This is a genomic window from Psychrobacter sp. C 20.9, from assembly GCF_001921765.1.
Classification (GTDB): Bacteria; Pseudomonadota; Gammaproteobacteria; order Pseudomonadales; family Moraxellaceae; genus Psychrobacter; species Psychrobacter piscatorii_B.
The window spans coordinates 24732-41765 of sequence record NZ_MRYC01000004.1; the positions used below are offsets into that span (position 1 = coordinate 24732).

Sequence of the window (17034 nt, forward strand, 5' to 3'; positions counted from 1 at the left end):
CACTTAAAGACAAGCGTATTAAACAGGCTAAATTGCGCTAATTGTAGCAAAAACTGCCCGCTATTGGGCAATTTTCACTCGTATATCTTGTCGAACACTTAACCTTGATAACTGGCAAATAGATCATATTCGCTGGCATCATCAATCGTCACGGTCAGGAACTGCCCAACTTTGACTTGAGCAGTAATGTCATCAACATAGACATGCCCGTCAATTTCAGGCGCATCAGCATAACTGCGGCAAATAGCGATATTCTCATCACTATCAATCTCATCAACCAATACCATTAAGGTTTTGCCGACTTTTTCTTGTAGTTTTTGCGCTGAGATATCTTGTTGCAGCGCCATCAAACGCTCGTAGCGAGATTGCTTGACGTCTTCAGGCACATGGTTTGGCAAATCATTGGCGACAGCACCTTCTACTTCTGAATACGTAAATGCTCCCACACGATCAAGTCGCGCTTCTACTAGCCAATCAAGCAAGCACTGAAAATCTTCTTCAGTCTCACCCGGGAAGCCAACCACAAAGGTTGAACGAATCACGATATCAGGGCAGATATCACGCCATGCTTTGATACGAGCCAAGGTGTTTTCGCTGTGTGCAGGACGTTTCATCGCTTTTAGGATACGATGACTGGCATGCTGAAAAGGAATATCGAGATAAGGAAGCAGTTTCTTTTCGCCCATTAGCTCAACGACTTTGTCTACATGTGGGTATGGATAGACATAATGCAGGCGTACCCAAATACCCAAATCGTTCAATGCTTGGCATAAATCATAAAACTTAGACTTAAGCGGCATACCGTTCCAAAAGCTGGTCTTATATTTGAGATCAAGACCGTAAGCTGAAGTGTCTTGCGAAATAATAAGCAGCTCTTTCACGCCCGCTTTTTTGAGTGCCATGGCTTCGTTCATGACATTATCGATCGGGCGCGATACCAAATCACCGCGTAAGCTTGGGATAATGCAGAACGTACAGCGGTGGTTGCAGCCTTCTGAGATTTTTAGATATGCATAATGACTTGGCGTCAGTTTGACCCCCGCTTCATTGATCAAATCTATTTTTGGATCATAGTTGGCATCCAAGCTGCGATTTGGCCTTGGCACGTGCTGTGCAACGGCCGTAATCACTTCGTCATAGGCATGTGCGCCTGTCACTGCGAGTACAGCGGGATGCATTTCACGGATTTTTTCCGCTTCTTTGCCTAGGCAACCAGTGACAATCACTTTACCGTTTTTGCTAATGGCCTCGCCAATCGCATCAAGCGACTCTTGAACGGCTGACTCAATAAAGCCGCAGGTATTGACCACAACCAAGTCCGCACCATCATAGTCGCTTGCGACTTGATAACCGTCACGGCTCAGCTCAGTAATAATACGCTCACTATCCACCAAGGCTTTTGGGCAACCTAGTGACACAAATCCAATCTTTGGCGCTATAGTCACTGGCATCGTGGCAGTTGCATTAGCCGTCGAGGCTGAAGTAGCGTGGCTGCTTTGAGTAATGCTGCGGTTTTGATTGTGGTTGGCTTTATGATGATAAGGCTGGTCAGCATATGTTTGACTGACATCTGTCTGACTCTGCTCTTGCGGTATTGATGGCTTTGCAGGATTAAAGATAGTGGCAGTGTCTTTTACGGCTGACGTAGGGGCTGTCATTGTCGTGTTCACTGACTCGGTAGAAGTTTTGGACATGGCTGACCTTGCTAGAGATAAATTGGCTGAGCGCATTGTACGTTTTTTTTGCAAAAATCACCAGTTTTGCCGCTCTATAGTCTTGATTTATGGTTAAATATTGACTCAAACATCCTATTTTTCTGGGCACTATCCATGACTGCTGATTTTATCACCACCAAAACCACCCCTGATTTAGCATTCGTATCACAGCATCTATTCACCGCTATTTTGTGGGTCAATGATCAGTTATCGATAACCCGTTTAAATGCTCAGGCAGAGCAATTACTGGCTATTAGTAGTGGGAGGTTAATCAACCAGTCTATCTTGACGCTATTGGCACCCGATGAATTAAAATTAAAAGAAAACGCTTCTATCGACAATGTCAGTGATGATAGTGAAAATAAACCTCTGGATGAACCCCTCTACTCTTTGACAGAGCGGTTCAATCAAGCACAAAACTACCAGCAGCCTTTCATTGACCATGATCATGTCATCCAAACGCCTTTGAATGGCAACCTACTACTTTCGGTCGACTATAGCGTGACGCCTGTTATCTATGAGCAGCAGTCGTATTTCATCATCGAGATGTGGGGCAAAGACCGCCAAAGTCGCATCTCAGAGGAGCAGCGCCAGCAGCAGCAATATGCGGTTGCTCGTCACATGCTACGATCGGTCGCACATGAAATCAAAAACCCACTTGCGGGCATTCGGGGTGCAGCGCAGTTATTACAGCGACAGTTTATTAAATTCAGTGATGCGAATACGACGGCGGCTAACAGTCACTCTAACGCGCTCAGTATCTCACAGGACACTAGCGCTGGCACAAACGATGATTTGCAAAAAATGAATCAAAAGCTGCGTAACTATACCGATATTATCATCTCAGAAACTGACCGTTTGACACATCTGATTGCTCAACTGCTTGGCTCAAATCAGCTGCCAAACTGGCAAACGCTGAATGTCCATGAACCACTAGAGCATGTTTTGACCTTGGTAGTCAGTCAATACCCACAAGTGACGATACAGAGGGATTATGATTTGTCATTGCCTGAGTTGTGTGCTGACAAAGACCAATTGATTCAGGTATTTTTAAATATTATGAATAATGCGTGTGAGTCTATGACTGAGTTTGAGCAAACGCTACAGCAGAACAAGCTCTCTGCGTCCAAGGAGTTACCATTAACCGATGTGCAGACCGATAGAGAAACTGCTTATCAGCCAACCTTGCACATTCAAACGCGCGTTGCCTTTCAGCATACGATTGTCGGGCAGCAGCACAAGCAAGTGCTGCAAATCACTATCACTGACAATGGTTCGGGCATTGATCCGGCACTTATCGGACAAATATTTTTTCCGATGGTGACCAGCCGTGCAGCAGGTACTGGCCTTGGCTTATCTATCGTACAAGATATTATCAGCCATCATCATGGTATGATTGATGTGAGCTCTACAGAGGAGGCGAACGGCAAGCAAACACGCTTTACACTATATCTGCCTTTTACCCAGCCCGTCACTGAATCATAGAACACATGGCGGCATAAAACTGCTAAATTGTAAGACATCCAATCCCAAACCGACAATAACAATTGCTCATTAGGCCCGATACATGACCCAATACAGTGACAACCAAAACCCTAAAAGCGATGCACACTCTCCAATAGTCACCGTCAACAATGCACCCAGCGATCAGCCTGCAACGCTCTGGTTAATCGACGATGATGCAGCGCTGCGTATGGTATTGGCAGATACGTTTGAAGATGCTGGATTGACCGTTATCAGTTTTACCCAAGCGCAGGCAGCATGGACTCGGCTCAATGATGCACTAAAACAGCAGGAGTCCGGCACACAGCTGCCAGATGTGATATTGACTGATATTCGTATGCCAATGATGGATGGATTGTCATTTAGCGACTGGGTACACCAGCATTTTCCGGACATGCCGATTGTCATTATGACAGCGCACTCGGACCTCACCTCTGCGATTAATAGCTATCAGACCGGTGCATTTGAATATTTGCCAAAGCCCTTTGACCTAGATGATGCTGTTGCCACTATCTATAAAGCGATCAACTACCAGCCAAATATGGCGATAGCTCATTATTCGAACGAGCCTGATACCCAAATCACAACTGACGCGCGCGCTGACAGTGATGTAAAACCTGAAACACCTGCCAGTAAATCCTCTAAACACAGCAAAAGTAAAACTGATGTGATAACTGCCTCTAAAGGTAGTAGCAATCCGAGCGGTATCATCGGTCAGTCACAAGCCATGCAAACCGTGTTTCGTGCCATTGGTAGATTGGCGCAGTCCCCCATCTCGGTCTTAATTACTGGAGAGTCAGGAACAGGTAAAGAGTTGGTTGCCAGTGCCTTGCATCAGCACTCACCGCGCAAACAGCAACCATTTATCGCACTTAATATGGCAGCCATACCACATGATTTGATTGAGTCTGAATTATTTGGTCACGAAAAAGGCGCGTTCACTGGTGCAACGACAACTCGTCAAGGACGTTTTGAGCAGGCTAATGGCGGTACGTTATTTTTGGACGAAATTGGCGATATGCCCTTTAGTACCCAAACACGTCTGTTACGCGTACTGGCCAATGGCGAGTTTTACCGCGTTGGTGGACAGCAGCCGATCCAAGTAGATGTCCGTATCATCGCCGCCACTCATCAAAACCTGGAAGAATTAGTCAAACAAAATCGTTTCCGTGAAGATTTGTTTTATCGTCTCAATGTCATTCGTCTACCGCTGCCACCACTGCGTAAACGCCCCGAAGACATTCCTGCATTAGCGACCTACTTTATGCAGTCTGCAGCTGAGCAAATGAACACAACACCGAAACATTTGCATCCTGCGGCCTTACAGATGATGCAGACCTTTGACTGGCGCGGCAATGTGCGTCAACTTGAGAATGTCTGCCTATGGCTGACAGTGATGGCAACTGGTGACACGGTAATGGCGACAGATTTGCCACCAGAGCTATTAGAAAACACGCCTACAGACTCAGAGCTAGACCAAGAACACGACTCGTCACCACAAGCAAATACAGAAAACCCTCAACTGCAAAATAAAGATGACTTAAATAATCACAGCCAAAATAATCACAGCCAAAATAATCAAGTCACTCAAGCTCCTGCCAGTCCAAATTGGCAAAAAGCGCTCGCTATCTGGGCTGAGCAGTCTCTCAATACAGGCGAAACTGATATTCTACAAACGGCCACACCTGAGTTTGAGCGGGTTTTATTGACAGCAGCACTCAACCATAGTGGTGGCAAAAAGATAGAAGCAGCAAGCTTACTTGGTTGGGGTCGCAATACCCTGACCCGTAAATTACAGCAGTTAGATATCTCTGCACCCAGAGTGCCATCCAAAGAGTAAATAAAGGCTTAAAACGCAATATTAAAAAGCCATTAATATCAATTATTTATAAAAATACGTGAAAATAAATGCAAAATAATTAAAAATAATCGCAATTAGGGGTTGACCAAAAATTCAAACTCTATATAATAGCCAACCACTGAGACGCACTACCGAATCAGTTAACTGTCTAGATAGCGTTTGAACTTAATCGCTTTTGATGATAGAGTAACGGAAAATGGGGCTGTGGCGGAATTGGTAGACGCACCAGATTTAGGTTCTGGCGCCGCAAGGTGTGAGAGTTCGAGTCTCTCCAGCCCCACCATTTTCGGATAGTGATAAAAGTTCTCAAACCTATACTAGACCTGCTTTCGAGCAGGTTTTTTTATGTCTGCAATTTGAGTCTAATCCCACGATGGGACAGACCGTGGGATTGCACAGAACTGACCTATCACCCGCAAACCTTGTATTTATTCACGTACAGCGCCTTAACTTCTACATCCCAGATATTTTAGCGTGGGATTGAGTGTAAATATTCGTCATATCTCGTCATTTAAAACATCTAATTATCTGCCCTGCCCCTAGTTACGCTAAAGCCACCGCCAGGATCGTCATGGTCGTCGAAAACCATGTTTTTTTATCGTGGGCGAGGCGGGGCTTCGATTGCGTTTTTTGAAAGCCAGAAAAATCCGCTCGATTTAGAGCGGATATATTGATCTTAAAATTGGTTATTTAATCTTCATCTTTGAGTAGCGAGTAGTCTTTGAATCTGATGACTTCTTCACCTAGCCAATCATTAATCTGTAGCATGGTCTGTTGTAAAGGCATAAGCTCATTGACTGCGAAAACTCTGGCCGCTTTGATTAGGTCACCAAAGCCCGCCGCATTGGTTGGTGACGCCCCCATCAGTTGAGGTGGTACTCGATGAGCAGCTGCAATATCTATTCGACTCGCTTCTTTGATTTTAAAGAAGTCATCATTGGCACTGACTTCACTGATCGGTAAGATTTGGATTCCGTCCTTTTTACCGTTGGGCGAATACATGAATAGGTTACGAAAGTTACCAGGGCCTTTGCTATCTTTCAAAGCTTTACGGATTGCATCGATGTCTTCTTTGTTTGTTGCTGGATCATTGATGTATAAGATGTACCCCGCATGACTACCATTCAAGTAGTACTTACGTCTGAATAACGTCGCTGACTCATCAAGCCATGCTGCATTCAATGCGGACAAATATTCAGGTGCACCATAAACTTCTTGATTAACATCAGGCTCTATAATATGACAGATATTTTCTGCTTTGTACTTATGGGGTTCGGCCCAGCTATGCGTGGCAAAATAGTAGCTTTTACCATCAGTACCCACACGCATGTACTTACCTAGTGGCACGTTTAGCTTCATAGTTTTTTTGGATCGTGACTGTACTCGCTCAACGTATGCGTTGCCAAACGTCAAATGATCTAGTGCAAGCTTACTGAAATCGCGATGTGATAGTAAAGGATGCGGTATAAAAGTACTGGCCAAAATATTGCGCTTAACAAAGATAGCACTACTATGATGTGGCGATGCTCTCATTGTCTTAGACAAAGCATCTGGATCATATGGCGGCGCATACCATAGTTGATGATTATGACATTCACCCCAGTAAAGACTTTGCCACTGCTCCATCACTGGTATTGGATCGCCAAACGTGAAAGCCTCCATACCAGGCATATCTACTGCATCAAGGTTTTCAGTTTCATTCATTAATATATCTCCAGTGCTGATTCGTCATCACCTTGAGCAATTGCCAAAGGTTCTCTATGTAGTGCATGCATAAGTGCCCACGCTAAGTCAGCATGGCCAGTATCTTCATTGCGATCGGCCTTGTAAGTCACCGCCCTTTCGCTATTGGTAATTGTTTTATGGATCGATGTGAAAGCCCCTACTACATCTGTCCATTCGTGATCAAAGGATAAACGGCCCTTCTTGATAACGTCTTTAGTCTTAAGAACAAACTGCTGTTTGAGCTCTGGGCTATAGTGTAGTTTGACGGCTTGCGGGTAGAACTTAATCACTGACTGATAAACACCAATGCCAAGACCGGTCACATCAATCGCTATATATTCAACGTTATATTTTTCTGTCATCTCTCTGATGACGTTTGCCTGTGCTTCAAAGTCTGGGTTTTTAAACTGCAAACGCTCTATGCCGCGTATCATGCCATTTGGTGTGGTTGGTGCTGCTAATATCACAAGTCCAGCGCTATCACGGCTCAATGACGGATCATAGCCAAGCCATACTGGCTGATTACCAAGTGGCCTTGGTGTGTAAGGCTTCCAGTCATCCCATATCTCTAACGTATCGACCATGCATGACTGTAGTTCGCTGACACTGAAGGCGGACAACGTGTCATCAATAAATTCACACATGAGCAAGTTATTAAACTCGTCCTCGCTGTATTCCATCCGCAAGTCATCAATATCAAATAGATCACAACCGCCTTTCATCGCGTCATACACATTGACGATTTGACGCCACTGCTTGTCACCGCAGACTTTGCCATTTTTCAGATTATGCGGCGTCACATCTATTTCGATGCGATCGTCACCTTTACGGCCACGGTTATATAGTTGGCCAGTCCAAAACTTATATGCTTGATGTTGCTTGGATGATGGTGTCGATATGTATGTTTGACGCCATTTTTTGTGCATAGCCATACCTGATGCAACTTTCCTAAATTCAATAAACTTATGAATCCAAAAATATTCGTCCATGTAGACATTGCCGTGATACGACTGTGCAGTGCGGCTATTGGTGCCTAAGAAATATAAGGTCGCGCTGTAGTCTTTTTCGGACCCTTCTATATTTAACGTGATCGGATCACCGGTCAGTTCTATCCCTGCAGTTTCCATCGCCCATGCAATGATGTATTCGCGGAATACTCGCGCCTGAGCCTTGGATGCGGATAAAAATATTTGATTACGGCCAGTCTCAATTGCATCAAGAAAAGCTTCACGCGCAAAGTACCAAGTTGCGCCAATTTGGCGTGACTTTAATAGGTTACGGATACGATTAGTGAGACCTGCGCTGTACCAGACTTTTTGGTAGTCGAATAGACAGTCACGAAATGAATCTTTGAATTTATCGATGTCATCAATCTGAATGACGTTTGAAGGGTTTTTTTGTCCTGCTTTGCGCCCACGGTTGGATAGGTTGGGATTGAGATCCGACTGTTTGCCAGACTCTTTATATTTATGGATCTTGGCCATTCTCTCTACTTGACGACCAAGCAGATCAATCTCTTTGAAGTCTTTACCAGTCTTATCGTCCTTGTTAATCAGCTGAACCAAACGCGCTTCGAGCGTGGACTCTACTCGATCTAAAGGTTTTGCCTCATCCCAGCCGTCTGATTTTTTCCAACCATCTACGGTCGTGCGCGGCGTACTGACCATCTCGCTAATCGCGCTGATACTCCAACCTTGCCAATAGAGACCACGGGCAACAGTTTTTGGATTTTCGCCAGTCGGTAGGGTGATAAGGGCAGACATAACGCAGCTCATAAGGGTATGACGCTACTTTGGTTTATCAGCCTCTCTATATCATGCTTGTTTTGCGTGTATTTGCTCAATCCACGCTTTTTTGTTTTGTTTTTGCCTGTCGCAATAGGTCAAAGTAAAGCTTTGAAATTACGACCCCTAAACTCTCATTATTTACATCATGGACCGTCTATGACTACCAAGACTTTTCGAGTTGCACGAGCTGGCCAAACTACAGACGGCCGTGAAATCACTCGTGACCACATTACTCAAATGGCCGCCGGCTATAATCCAGAAGTATACGGTGCACGGGTGAATTTAGAACATTACCGTGCAATGTTCCCAAACTCTGACTTTCGCTGTTATGGCGATGTGATATCGCTATCGACTGAAGAAGTTGATGATCATTTATATCTATTAGCAGAAGTTGATCCAACGCCTGAACTGATCGCGCTCGCCAAGTCGAAGCAAAAAGTTTATTTCTCTATTGAGTTCTATCCAGAATTTGCTGATACCAAAGAAGCTTATATGGTTGGTTTAGCTTGTACCGATAGTCCTGCCTCACTTGGCACTAGCTATATGAAGTTTTGCCAACAGAACCCCGACGATAGCCCTTTATCTGCTCGCAAACAAAACCCTGACACCTACATTTCCACTGCCGAAAGCGCTTGGGAATATAAAGAAGAGCCAAAATCAGTCTTTGCAACCGTCAAAGATATGTTTGCCGCACCTATCACACCTAAAACAGATAAAGACAAAGAGCTGGCCACCGCACAAGCTTTTGCTGAACTGCCGGCAACCATCAAAATCTTCCAAGATGTCCTGCAAACAATGGCAAGTTCTATTGACACGATTAACGCCTCTGTTGGGCATTTGAACACCACGGTATCTGATTTTGCTGAAAAGCAAAACGAAGTTGAAACGTCTTTGAAGAGCGTGCAAGACAATCTTGATAATACGCCTGAAGATAATTACACCCAGCGTCCAGCTGCAACCGGCTCATCTGATTACGTCAAATCTGACTGCTAATACTACCTAATAGCAATACTTAACTGACTACTACACACATTAGGACATCACTATATGAAAACTATTACCCGTCAACAGTTTAACGGCTATTTGGCAAATCAAGCACAGCTGAACGGTGTACCCAATGCGACTGATCAATATACTGTCGTGCCATCAGTCCAACAAAAAGTTGAAGTGCGAATCCAAGAATCTAGCGAGTTCTTGAAAAAGATTAATATCATCCCTGTAACTGATCAAAAAGGTGAGGCACTTGGTCTAGGTATCAGCGGTGGTATCGCAAGCCGTACTAATACTAAAGCGGGTAAACGCCGCGACCCTAAAAACGTTGGCGAAGTTGGTCTTATTTATACTTACGTCTGTGAACAAACTAACTTTGACACAGCGATCAACTATAGCAAGCTTGACGCTTGGGCCCGTGTCCCTGAGTTCCAAGAGAAAATCCGCGATGCAGTCGTCAAGCAGCAAGGTCTTGATCGCATTACGATTGGCTTTAATGGCACCGAAGTCGCCGCCGATACTGATATCGAAGCAAACCCACTATTGCAAGATGTGAATATTGGCTGGTTAGAGAAATGGCGTACCAAAGCACCTGAATCAGTCATGACAGAATCAGAAGTCGGTACAGGTCAAGTTTCTGTTGGTGCTAGTGCTGAACACTACAAAAACCTTGATGCCCTGGTCAAAGATTGCCGTAATCAGTTGATTGATCCTATCGTCCGTGATGACAGTGCGTTACGTGTCATCTTAGGTCGAGATCTGCATGATTCGCGTGACTTTAATATGGTCAACGACAACAACACGCCAAGCGAAGTCATCGCAGTAAACAGCCTATTAATGCTCGATAAGGTCGGTGGCGTGCAAATTGAGTCTACCCCTCCGAACTTCCCAGCTGATGCCATCCTGATTACTCCATTAGACAACTTGTCTATCTACTATCAAGATGAAAGCCGCCGTCGCCATCATAAAGATGAGCCTGAGTATGATCGTGTCGCATTCTACGAGTCAGACAACGAAGCTTATGTTGTTGAAGACTACAAAGCCGGTTGCTTAATCGAAAACGTTGTACTGGTCTAACCTGTACAGCAGTTTCGCAATCTAATGTAGCCAAAAGACTCAATGAAGGATGAAATCATGACAGATAAAACAACCCCAGCGGCTCGACACCGCCAGAAGGCTCTATCACAAAAAGAAGTAACCAATATCACTGCGGGACCTAATCAAGCCTATCGCATGTTGCAACTAAAATTGCGTGAAGATAAGCAAGCATTGAAATCTAAGCAGTCTATCCAAGCCAAAATTGAGCTGAAGCGCGATTTGGTCGGTCATTATGACGAATGGATCAACGCAACTTTAACAGCCGGTAAAGGTGATCAAGATAATCTCTTGACGACCTTGATGTTATGGCATATCGATATTGGCCGTTTTTGGCGTGCGCTTGATATCGCTGAATACGCGATGAAGCATGATTTGAAAATGCCAGACGCGCATCAACGTACGCTCGCTACTGTCGTCGCTGAAGAGATTGCTGATACTGCTAAGAAATTAGCAACCAGCAATGAAATTGATGATGAGCAAATCGCTCAAGTACTACGCGCATCCACTATCACCGCTGATGCAGACATGCCTGACCAGGTACGCGCAAAGCTATCACGCCAAGTCGGTGAATTGACTGAGGCTATCAATCCAGTATTTGCATTAGATAACTTTCAAAATGCGCTGAAGTTTGACGAAAATAGTGGTGTAAAAGGTTCTATCAAACGTCTTGAAAAACAGCTCAAAGATGCACAGCCCGAGACTCAATTAGAACCTGTTGCCCCACAACCTGAACAGCTAGAACGGCCAGAACAACCCAATCAACCAGATTCGCCTGAACTACTAGGCGACAACAACTCGTAGCCGCGAGCCGAGGCGGCTCATTGACGCATTCAGTTGATACTGCATATGACTGATATGACCACCGCCTCAACCTATTTTTAATCGTCAAACGAATACTAAAAGAGATGTAAGGCTAGTTGGTGAGGTGACGGCTTACCAAAGCGACAACCATCTGGATGATGAGACAAATCATTCCTAGTATTCCCCTATTTTATTTATATGGAGTTGTTATGGGTTTTAGTGCTGTCAATCCAGTCGTAGATAACATAGTAATTACTCCTGCATTTATGCCTGATATCTCTGTCAAAGACTTCGCTGACGCCATGAAGCTTGACGGCACAGTAACACCAGCGCGAATGAAATATGCGTTGACTGATTCTGCAAATAGCGTCTGTCGTGAGTTAAAAGCTTGGACGGCCAATGCGCTACACCAGCACGGCTCTCTTACTTTAGAAGATTACGACCTGACTAATGATACAGACAAGTGTTTTAGCTTCAAAAAGGCCGTCTATAACTTAGCAAAGGCACAACTGACTGAACACTATCGTGACTATGACACAGGCAAAGATGCTACTGCCCGTACTCAAGAGCTCACACCGCAAATCGATACGTGCTATCGCAATGCACGCAATGCAATTGCTGATATCAAAGATGAGCCGCATTCAACCATTGAGCTTATCTGATGCGTATTGTATCGACATTGCAAGGCGACACAGTAGATTTGATCTGCTTACGCTATTTCAGCTTCACTGGCGGCGTTACTGAACAAGTTATGGATCTCAATCCGCATCTTGTTGGTTACGATCTTGTATTGCCTACCGGTGTTGATATCCAATTGCCAGACGCGCCCGAACGTACACAAAAGCAGGTCATTCAATTATGGACGTAACTCAAATTCAGGTATTAACGATCGATGATGTTATGAGTAACCATCTGCAATGGTTGTTGATTACTTTGCCTGTTATATGGGCCGCTGCTGGTGGCGCTTGCATCCGTCTCTTGTTGATCCGCGCCGAGCCATTTTGGATGCGATCTCAAAATGCGACTGCGGGTGTATTGCTTGCAGTGATGCTATCAGAAATTACTGCAAAATTATTAACAGGTGGTAACTATGCCACTGGCTACGCAATCATTTATGGCATGGTCGGACGAGAATTGTTTGTCACATTTTATGACTTTGTGAATGACAATGTACGGCCCCTTCTAATGTCTGCTTTGCGTCACTTTTTCCCCTTTTTATTCAAAGATAAACCAGCCAACGAGGCGGACAATCATGATCATTCTTGAGACGTTATCGACTTTATCTATCATTGTCATTGCCATCGTTTGTGCTATGACAATCATTAAATATCATCGCGAGCTTGGCTCACTGGTTACGCTCACTATTTTATTTTTCGCGCTGAGCTGCGTCGGCTTGGCATTTGATGAGACCACTGGTCGGGACGGTGTGTGGGCCCTACCAATATTTCGTATGCTTGCTGCTGCTGCAACCGCTACTACTTATTTTAAATTAAGAGCCTTTTGGGCACGTTATGGCGTGTTCATTAGCGCTATTAATCAATCAAAAAAGGATAATCTTGTATGAGCACTACCCAACCGATGACACTGATTGACTGTGATTATAAAGTCGCTGCTCGCCGTTTACGTTGTGATGAGTCTTCTATACGTTCTGTTAGTGACGTAGAGTCACACGGTGCTGGGTTCTTATTCGACAAAGATGACAATCAATGGCGTATTAAAATACTGTTTGAACGCCATATCATGTATCGATTGCTAGACAAAAAGTTTGGCCGTGACAAAGCGCTTGATCATGTTCGTACTAGCCCCGATGTGGTCAATACTCGTACTGGTGGTTATAGTGGCGGTACTGCTGAGCACGACCGTCTAAAGAAAGCACGTCGCATTGATAAAGACCTAGGCTTAGAGTCAGCAAGTTGGGGCATGTTTCAGATTATGGGCTTTCATTGGGAACGACTGGGCTATAAGTCAGCTGTTGATTTTGTGCTAACGCTATCCAAAGGCGAGCCTGAACAATTAGAAGCTTTTGTCAGATTTATAGAAACTGATCCTCGCTTATTAAATGCCATTCGCACTGGTGATTGGGCATTATTTGCTGAGGTATACAATGGGCCTGGTTATAAAAAGAACCAGTACGATACTAAAATGCGCGATCGCAAGAAATACTGGGATAGAGAGCTTGCCGCATGATATTTGATGACAGCCTACGCCAATTTTTAACTGATAAAGTCGAGTTCTTTGCCCAGAACCCTGACCGGTTAATCATTAGCGTGGAAAAGGGCTCACTGAAATGGACTGGTCAATCATTGAGCCACCGTCAACACTATCAATTGCTAGTCGAGGTTGATGAGTTCCCTGAGAGCATTGACGCCAATTTAGTCATTGTCGCTATTTTGGCATGGTATCAAGAGAATCAAGATCCAGTCCCCCCAAATGGTCCATCACCGATTGAATTTGAATCCTATATATTGAGCAACTACACAACCACGGTAGTCTTTACTATTAAAGTAGAAGAGATTGTCCAGGTATCTACTGATGACAGTGGGCATTACGTGTTTAATACTTGTCCACGTCCAATCCTACACCCGCCAACACCTTTACATAATCCAAATCTATAATCATGAGTGACTTAACTGAACTAGCCACTGCATTACCTGAATGGGCGACCGCAATAGCGAGTCAGCTAGATAATAAGCAGTTAAAAAAAGTCAATCGTACCCTAGCTATGGAAATGCGAGCGGTCAATCGAGAGCGTATTCGCTCACAAACTGATCCCGATGGTAGCGATTTTGTAGATCCGTTGAAAGCTTCTAACAACCCCATGTTTCGTGAGCTGACCAAGGCACGCCATCTTAAATTTAACGCAACCAGTCGCTATGCCCAAATTGGTTTTAAAGGCAGCGCCGCTAAGATCGCACGCATCCATCACGAGGGCCAACGCAGTACTGTCCGCCCTGATAGTTCTAAGAAATTCCCCTACCCCAAACGTGAGCTGGTCGGTATCTCTCGTGCTGACAGACATATCATTATTCGAGTACTACGCGAGTTATTAACCGCTGACTAGATGCCCTGCTCTTTTTTGCGTGTATTTACTCAATCCACGCTTTTTTGTTTTGTATCAAAAATCGCAATGAGTGACGATAACGTCATGAATACATCCCCTATCGAAAACGAGCGCCGGCTCCAAAGTTTTATCAATCGAGGCATTGTCACAGACGTTGATCATGCTAATGCTCGTTGCCGGGTGCAGATAGATGGGCTAGAGACCGACTGGCTAAAGTTTTCAGCAGCTCGCATCGGTAAGGTCAAAATCTGGAATCCACCGTGTGTTGGTGAGCAAGTCTTAGTTATTAGCGAGACTGGTGAGCTGTCGACTGGACTGGTAACGACATCGTTTGATTATGATGATCAGCCCATGCCGTCTGCCAATGCTGATACGTTTGAGATCCATTGTGACGATGGCGCGACATTTATCTATAACCACGCGACGCATAACCTAGGGGTTACTTTACCTGATGATTCCACTACTACGCTCGTTTCCAGCCGCGTGCAAATATCTGCTAGCGATATTTCTTTTGATTGTAATAACTTTGATGTTAATTGCGAGTCCTATTCTATTGGTTGCCAGTCTTATACCTTGAACGGTAAAACCATCAATCAAAACGGAAAGTTAGTTATTAATGACCAACCGTATTTAGACCACGGTCATAAAAACGTTAAGTCTGGCTCAGACACTACTGGGGGCGTTAATGCTTAATCAAGATAACAACGTCACTGTGATCAATGTCAAAGGCATGTCACGCAGTACTGGTCAGCGTATTGACCAAACCAACCATATCTTACAAAGCGTCCGCGATATATTGATGACGCCTATCGGTAGTCGTGTCATGCGCCGCGATTACGGCTCATTGCTACCGTTCTTAATTGACGCACCTATTAATGCCTATTTCATTATGCAGCTTCGTGCCTCCGTCATTCATGCGCTGATGCGCTGGGAAACTCGTGTCACACCAACTCGCATTGAACTGATGACTAACGATAGTGCCTCACAAGGCGTAGCCAGTTTGATGATTGAATATCGTTATGTGATTAGCAAAAAGATTGAACGTACTTATCTGTCATTAGGCGGTGCGCTATGAGTCGTATTGATTTATCTGGCCTACCTGCCCCTGATATTTTAACGCCCTTAGACTTTGAAGCAGAGCTTGCCGATCTTAAAGCTGAATTGACAGCCAAAGATCCACAGCTTGCCGCTGCTTTAACGCTTGAAAGCGAGCCATTGACCAAGATCCTTGAGCTGTTTGCTTATCGTCTGATGTCTAAGACCAATCATATCAACCAAACAGCCAAATCAATGCTGCTTGCTTATACCACTGGCACAACGCTTGATCATCTTGCCGCTGGCGTTGGTGTGACTCGTCTATTGGTCAAGCCTGGCAATCCCAATGCTGTCCCACCGATCCCTGATGTCATGGAATCTGACACGGCCTTACGTCGCCGTGTCCAATTAGAACCTGAACGAGCCTCTGCAGGTAGTAAAGGCGCTTATCTATTTTGGGCACTGTCTGCTGATGGTGATGTTCGTGATGCGAGTGTTGTCACTGCCTCCCCTGGTCGCGTGACGGTCTATGTTCAAAGCCATAATGATGCGATCGCTAGCGATGCACTACGTGAACAAGTAAGACTGGCCGTTGATACGGATGAGCGCCGGCCTTTTACCGATAGCGTACGTATCGCCGCTGGTCAGCCAGAAATTTGGATGGTGCAAGCAGAGCTGACGCTTTATCCAGGGCCCGATAAAGATGTCGTTATCAATGCGGCACGCGCAGCACTTGATAAATATATCGAGCAGGTGCGCTACTTGGGCTATGACGTCACGTTATCTGGTCTATATCACGCATTGCACCAACCAGGCGTCCAGCGCGTCAACCTCTTACAACCCGTACATGATATTAGCTTACCAGATGGCAAGTATGCTGACTGCACCGATGTGATTATCAGTGCTGTGGAGTACCGCGATGTCTAATGGGCTACTACCGAAAAATAGCACCAAGCTTGAGCAAGCGCTTGATACTCAAACTCAGCGTATTGATGCGTTACCTGTTACTTTTGCTCGTTTGATTGATGCTGATAGCTGCCCTGAAGCTTTTTTACCGTGGCTTGCTTGGTCACGCCGTGTCGAATATTGGGACGGTCAATGGACAGAAGCAAAAAAGCGTGGCGTAGTAAAAGGCGCAAGAGCTTTTAACGCGCAGCGCGGTACTAAAAACACACTGACGCAAGCGATGGAAAACCTAGGAATAGGTCACAGTTTGCTTGCATGGCATGAGCTATATCCAAAAGGCACGCCTTATACCTTTACAGTCAAAATTACGAGCGGTCGCGTGAGCGTCCAACAGCAACAAGAGATCTATACCGCGCTGGACAGTGTTAAATCTGCCCGTGATCAGTTCTCTATTGATGCCAGTGTGGTCAATGGCTCGCAATTTTATGTTGCCGGCGCTTGTCGGACTGGCAATGTCACTTATCTATCAACTCCAAACGCTTAGGTAACTAT

The 17034-nt window shown here is 44.9% G+C and carries 19 protein-coding genes and 1 tRNA gene; 17 read left to right on the forward strand and 3 right to left on the reverse strand.

Going from position 1 to position 17034, the window contains the following annotated elements:
* Nucleotides 1–98 precede the first annotated feature (98 nt).
* Nucleotides 99–1694, reverse strand: a complete 1596-nt coding sequence (rimO, locus tag BTW00_RS03455; protein WP_075106246.1) for a 30S ribosomal protein S12 methylthiotransferase RimO — start codon at nucleotides 1692–1694, stop codon at nucleotides 99–101.
* A 135-nt stretch (nucleotides 1695–1829) separates the two neighbouring features.
* Here rimO and BTW00_RS03460 point away from each other — a divergent pair, with 135 nt between their 5' ends.
* From BTW00_RS03460 to BTW00_RS03470, 3 genes are all read left to right on the forward strand, one after another.
* Nucleotides 1830–3200 carry a nitrogen regulation protein NR(II) gene (locus tag BTW00_RS03460; RefSeq protein WP_075106247.1) on the forward strand — a complete coding sequence of 457 codons (1371 nt, stop codon included), beginning with the start codon at nucleotides 1830–1832 and terminating at the stop codon, nucleotides 3198–3200.
* Nucleotides 3201–3282: 82 nt separating this feature from the next.
* Complete coding sequence (locus BTW00_RS03465) at nucleotides 3283–5058, forward strand: sigma 54-interacting transcriptional regulator (RefSeq protein WP_075106248.1); 1776 nt, start codon at nucleotides 3283–3285, stop codon at nucleotides 5056–5058.
* A 219-nt stretch (nucleotides 5059–5277) separates the two neighbouring features.
* A tRNA-Leu gene (locus BTW00_RS03470) sits at nucleotides 5278–5362 on the forward strand.
* Between the two features lie 407 nt (nucleotides 5363–5769).
* Here BTW00_RS03470 and BTW00_RS03475 read toward each other — a convergent pair.
* Nucleotides 5770–6783, reverse strand: coding sequence for a phage portal protein (locus BTW00_RS03475; RefSeq protein ID WP_075106249.1), 1014 nt, complete (start codon nucleotides 6781–6783; stop codon nucleotides 5770–5772).
* On the reverse strand, nucleotides 6783–8567 hold the full coding sequence (locus BTW00_RS03480) for a terminase large subunit domain-containing protein (protein ID WP_075106250.1): 1785 nt from the start codon (nucleotides 8565–8567) through the stop codon (nucleotides 6783–6785). The genes BTW00_RS03475 and BTW00_RS03480 overlap by 1 nt, the downstream gene beginning before the upstream one ends.
* Before the next feature lie 180 nt (nucleotides 8568–8747).
* Between BTW00_RS03480 and BTW00_RS03485 the strand changes: the two genes are divergently transcribed.
* The 14 genes from BTW00_RS03485 to BTW00_RS03550 all read left to right on the forward strand — a co-directional run bounded on the left by BTW00_RS03485 (nucleotide 8748) and on the right by BTW00_RS03550 (nucleotide 17026).
* A complete protein-coding gene (locus BTW00_RS03485) occupies nucleotides 8748–9584 on the forward strand; it encodes a GPO family capsid scaffolding protein (RefSeq protein ID WP_075106251.1) in 837 nt (278 codons plus the stop codon).
* A gap of 54 nt (nucleotides 9585–9638) precedes the next feature.
* On the forward strand, nucleotides 9639–10658 hold the full coding sequence (locus BTW00_RS03490; RefSeq protein WP_075106252.1) for a phage major capsid protein, P2 family: 1020 nt from the start codon (nucleotides 9639–9641) through the stop codon (nucleotides 10656–10658).
* A 57-nt stretch (nucleotides 10659–10715) separates the two neighbouring features.
* Nucleotides 10716–11480, forward strand: a complete 765-nt coding sequence (gene gpM / locus BTW00_RS03495) for a phage terminase small subunit (RefSeq protein WP_075106253.1) — start codon at nucleotides 10716–10718, stop codon at nucleotides 11478–11480.
* A 209-nt stretch (nucleotides 11481–11689) separates the two neighbouring features.
* Nucleotides 11690–12142 (forward strand): head completion/stabilization protein, encoded by a 453-nt coding sequence (locus BTW00_RS03500; protein WP_075106254.1) that lies wholly within the window; start codon nucleotides 11690–11692, stop codon nucleotides 12140–12142.
* A complete protein-coding gene (locus tag BTW00_RS03505; protein ID WP_075106255.1) occupies nucleotides 12142–12348 on the forward strand; it encodes a tail protein X in 207 nt (68 codons plus the stop codon). The genes BTW00_RS03500 and BTW00_RS03505 overlap by 1 nt, the downstream gene beginning before the upstream one ends.
* Entirely contained in the window at nucleotides 12339–12746 is a 408-nt protein-coding gene (locus BTW00_RS03510) for a hypothetical protein (RefSeq protein ID WP_075106256.1), read from the forward strand. Before BTW00_RS03505 ends, BTW00_RS03510 begins: the two co-directional genes overlap by 10 nt.
* Nucleotides 12733–13044 (forward strand): hypothetical protein, encoded by a 312-nt coding sequence (locus BTW00_RS03515; RefSeq protein ID WP_075106257.1) that lies wholly within the window; start codon nucleotides 12733–12735, stop codon nucleotides 13042–13044. The genes BTW00_RS03510 and BTW00_RS03515 overlap by 14 nt, the downstream gene beginning before the upstream one ends.
* Nucleotides 13041–13667, forward strand: a complete 627-nt coding sequence (locus tag BTW00_RS03520) for an N-acetylmuramidase family protein (RefSeq protein WP_218609002.1) — start codon at nucleotides 13041–13043, stop codon at nucleotides 13665–13667. Before BTW00_RS03515 ends, BTW00_RS03520 begins: the two co-directional genes overlap by 4 nt.
* The gene (locus BTW00_RS03525) at nucleotides 13664–14095 is read left to right on the forward strand and encodes a phage tail protein (RefSeq protein WP_075106258.1); all 432 of its coding nucleotides are present in this window, start codon (nucleotides 13664–13666) and stop codon (nucleotides 14093–14095) included. The genes BTW00_RS03520 and BTW00_RS03525 overlap by 4 nt, the downstream gene beginning before the upstream one ends.
* A 2-nt stretch (nucleotides 14096–14097) precedes the next feature.
* Nucleotides 14098–14541 (forward strand): phage virion morphogenesis protein, encoded by a 444-nt coding sequence (locus BTW00_RS03530; protein ID WP_075106259.1) that lies wholly within the window; start codon nucleotides 14098–14100, stop codon nucleotides 14539–14541.
* Between the two features lie 84 nt (nucleotides 14542–14625).
* Nucleotides 14626–15234, forward strand: a complete 609-nt coding sequence (locus tag BTW00_RS03535; RefSeq protein WP_075106260.1) for a phage baseplate assembly protein V — start codon at nucleotides 14626–14628, stop codon at nucleotides 15232–15234.
* Nucleotides 15227–15616 carry a GPW/gp25 family protein gene (locus tag BTW00_RS03540; protein ID WP_075106261.1) on the forward strand — a complete coding sequence of 130 codons (390 nt, stop codon included), beginning with the start codon at nucleotides 15227–15229 and terminating at the stop codon, nucleotides 15614–15616. The genes BTW00_RS03535 and BTW00_RS03540 overlap by 8 nt, the downstream gene beginning before the upstream one ends.
* Nucleotides 15613–16503, forward strand: a complete 891-nt coding sequence (locus BTW00_RS03545) for a baseplate J/gp47 family protein (protein ID WP_075106262.1) — start codon at nucleotides 15613–15615, stop codon at nucleotides 16501–16503. Before BTW00_RS03540 ends, BTW00_RS03545 begins: the two co-directional genes overlap by 4 nt.
* Nucleotides 16496–17026, forward strand: coding sequence for a phage tail protein I (locus tag BTW00_RS03550; protein WP_075106263.1), 531 nt, complete (start codon nucleotides 16496–16498; stop codon nucleotides 17024–17026). The genes BTW00_RS03545 and BTW00_RS03550 overlap by 8 nt, the downstream gene beginning before the upstream one ends.
* Nucleotides 17027–17034: the final 8 nt, after the last annotated feature.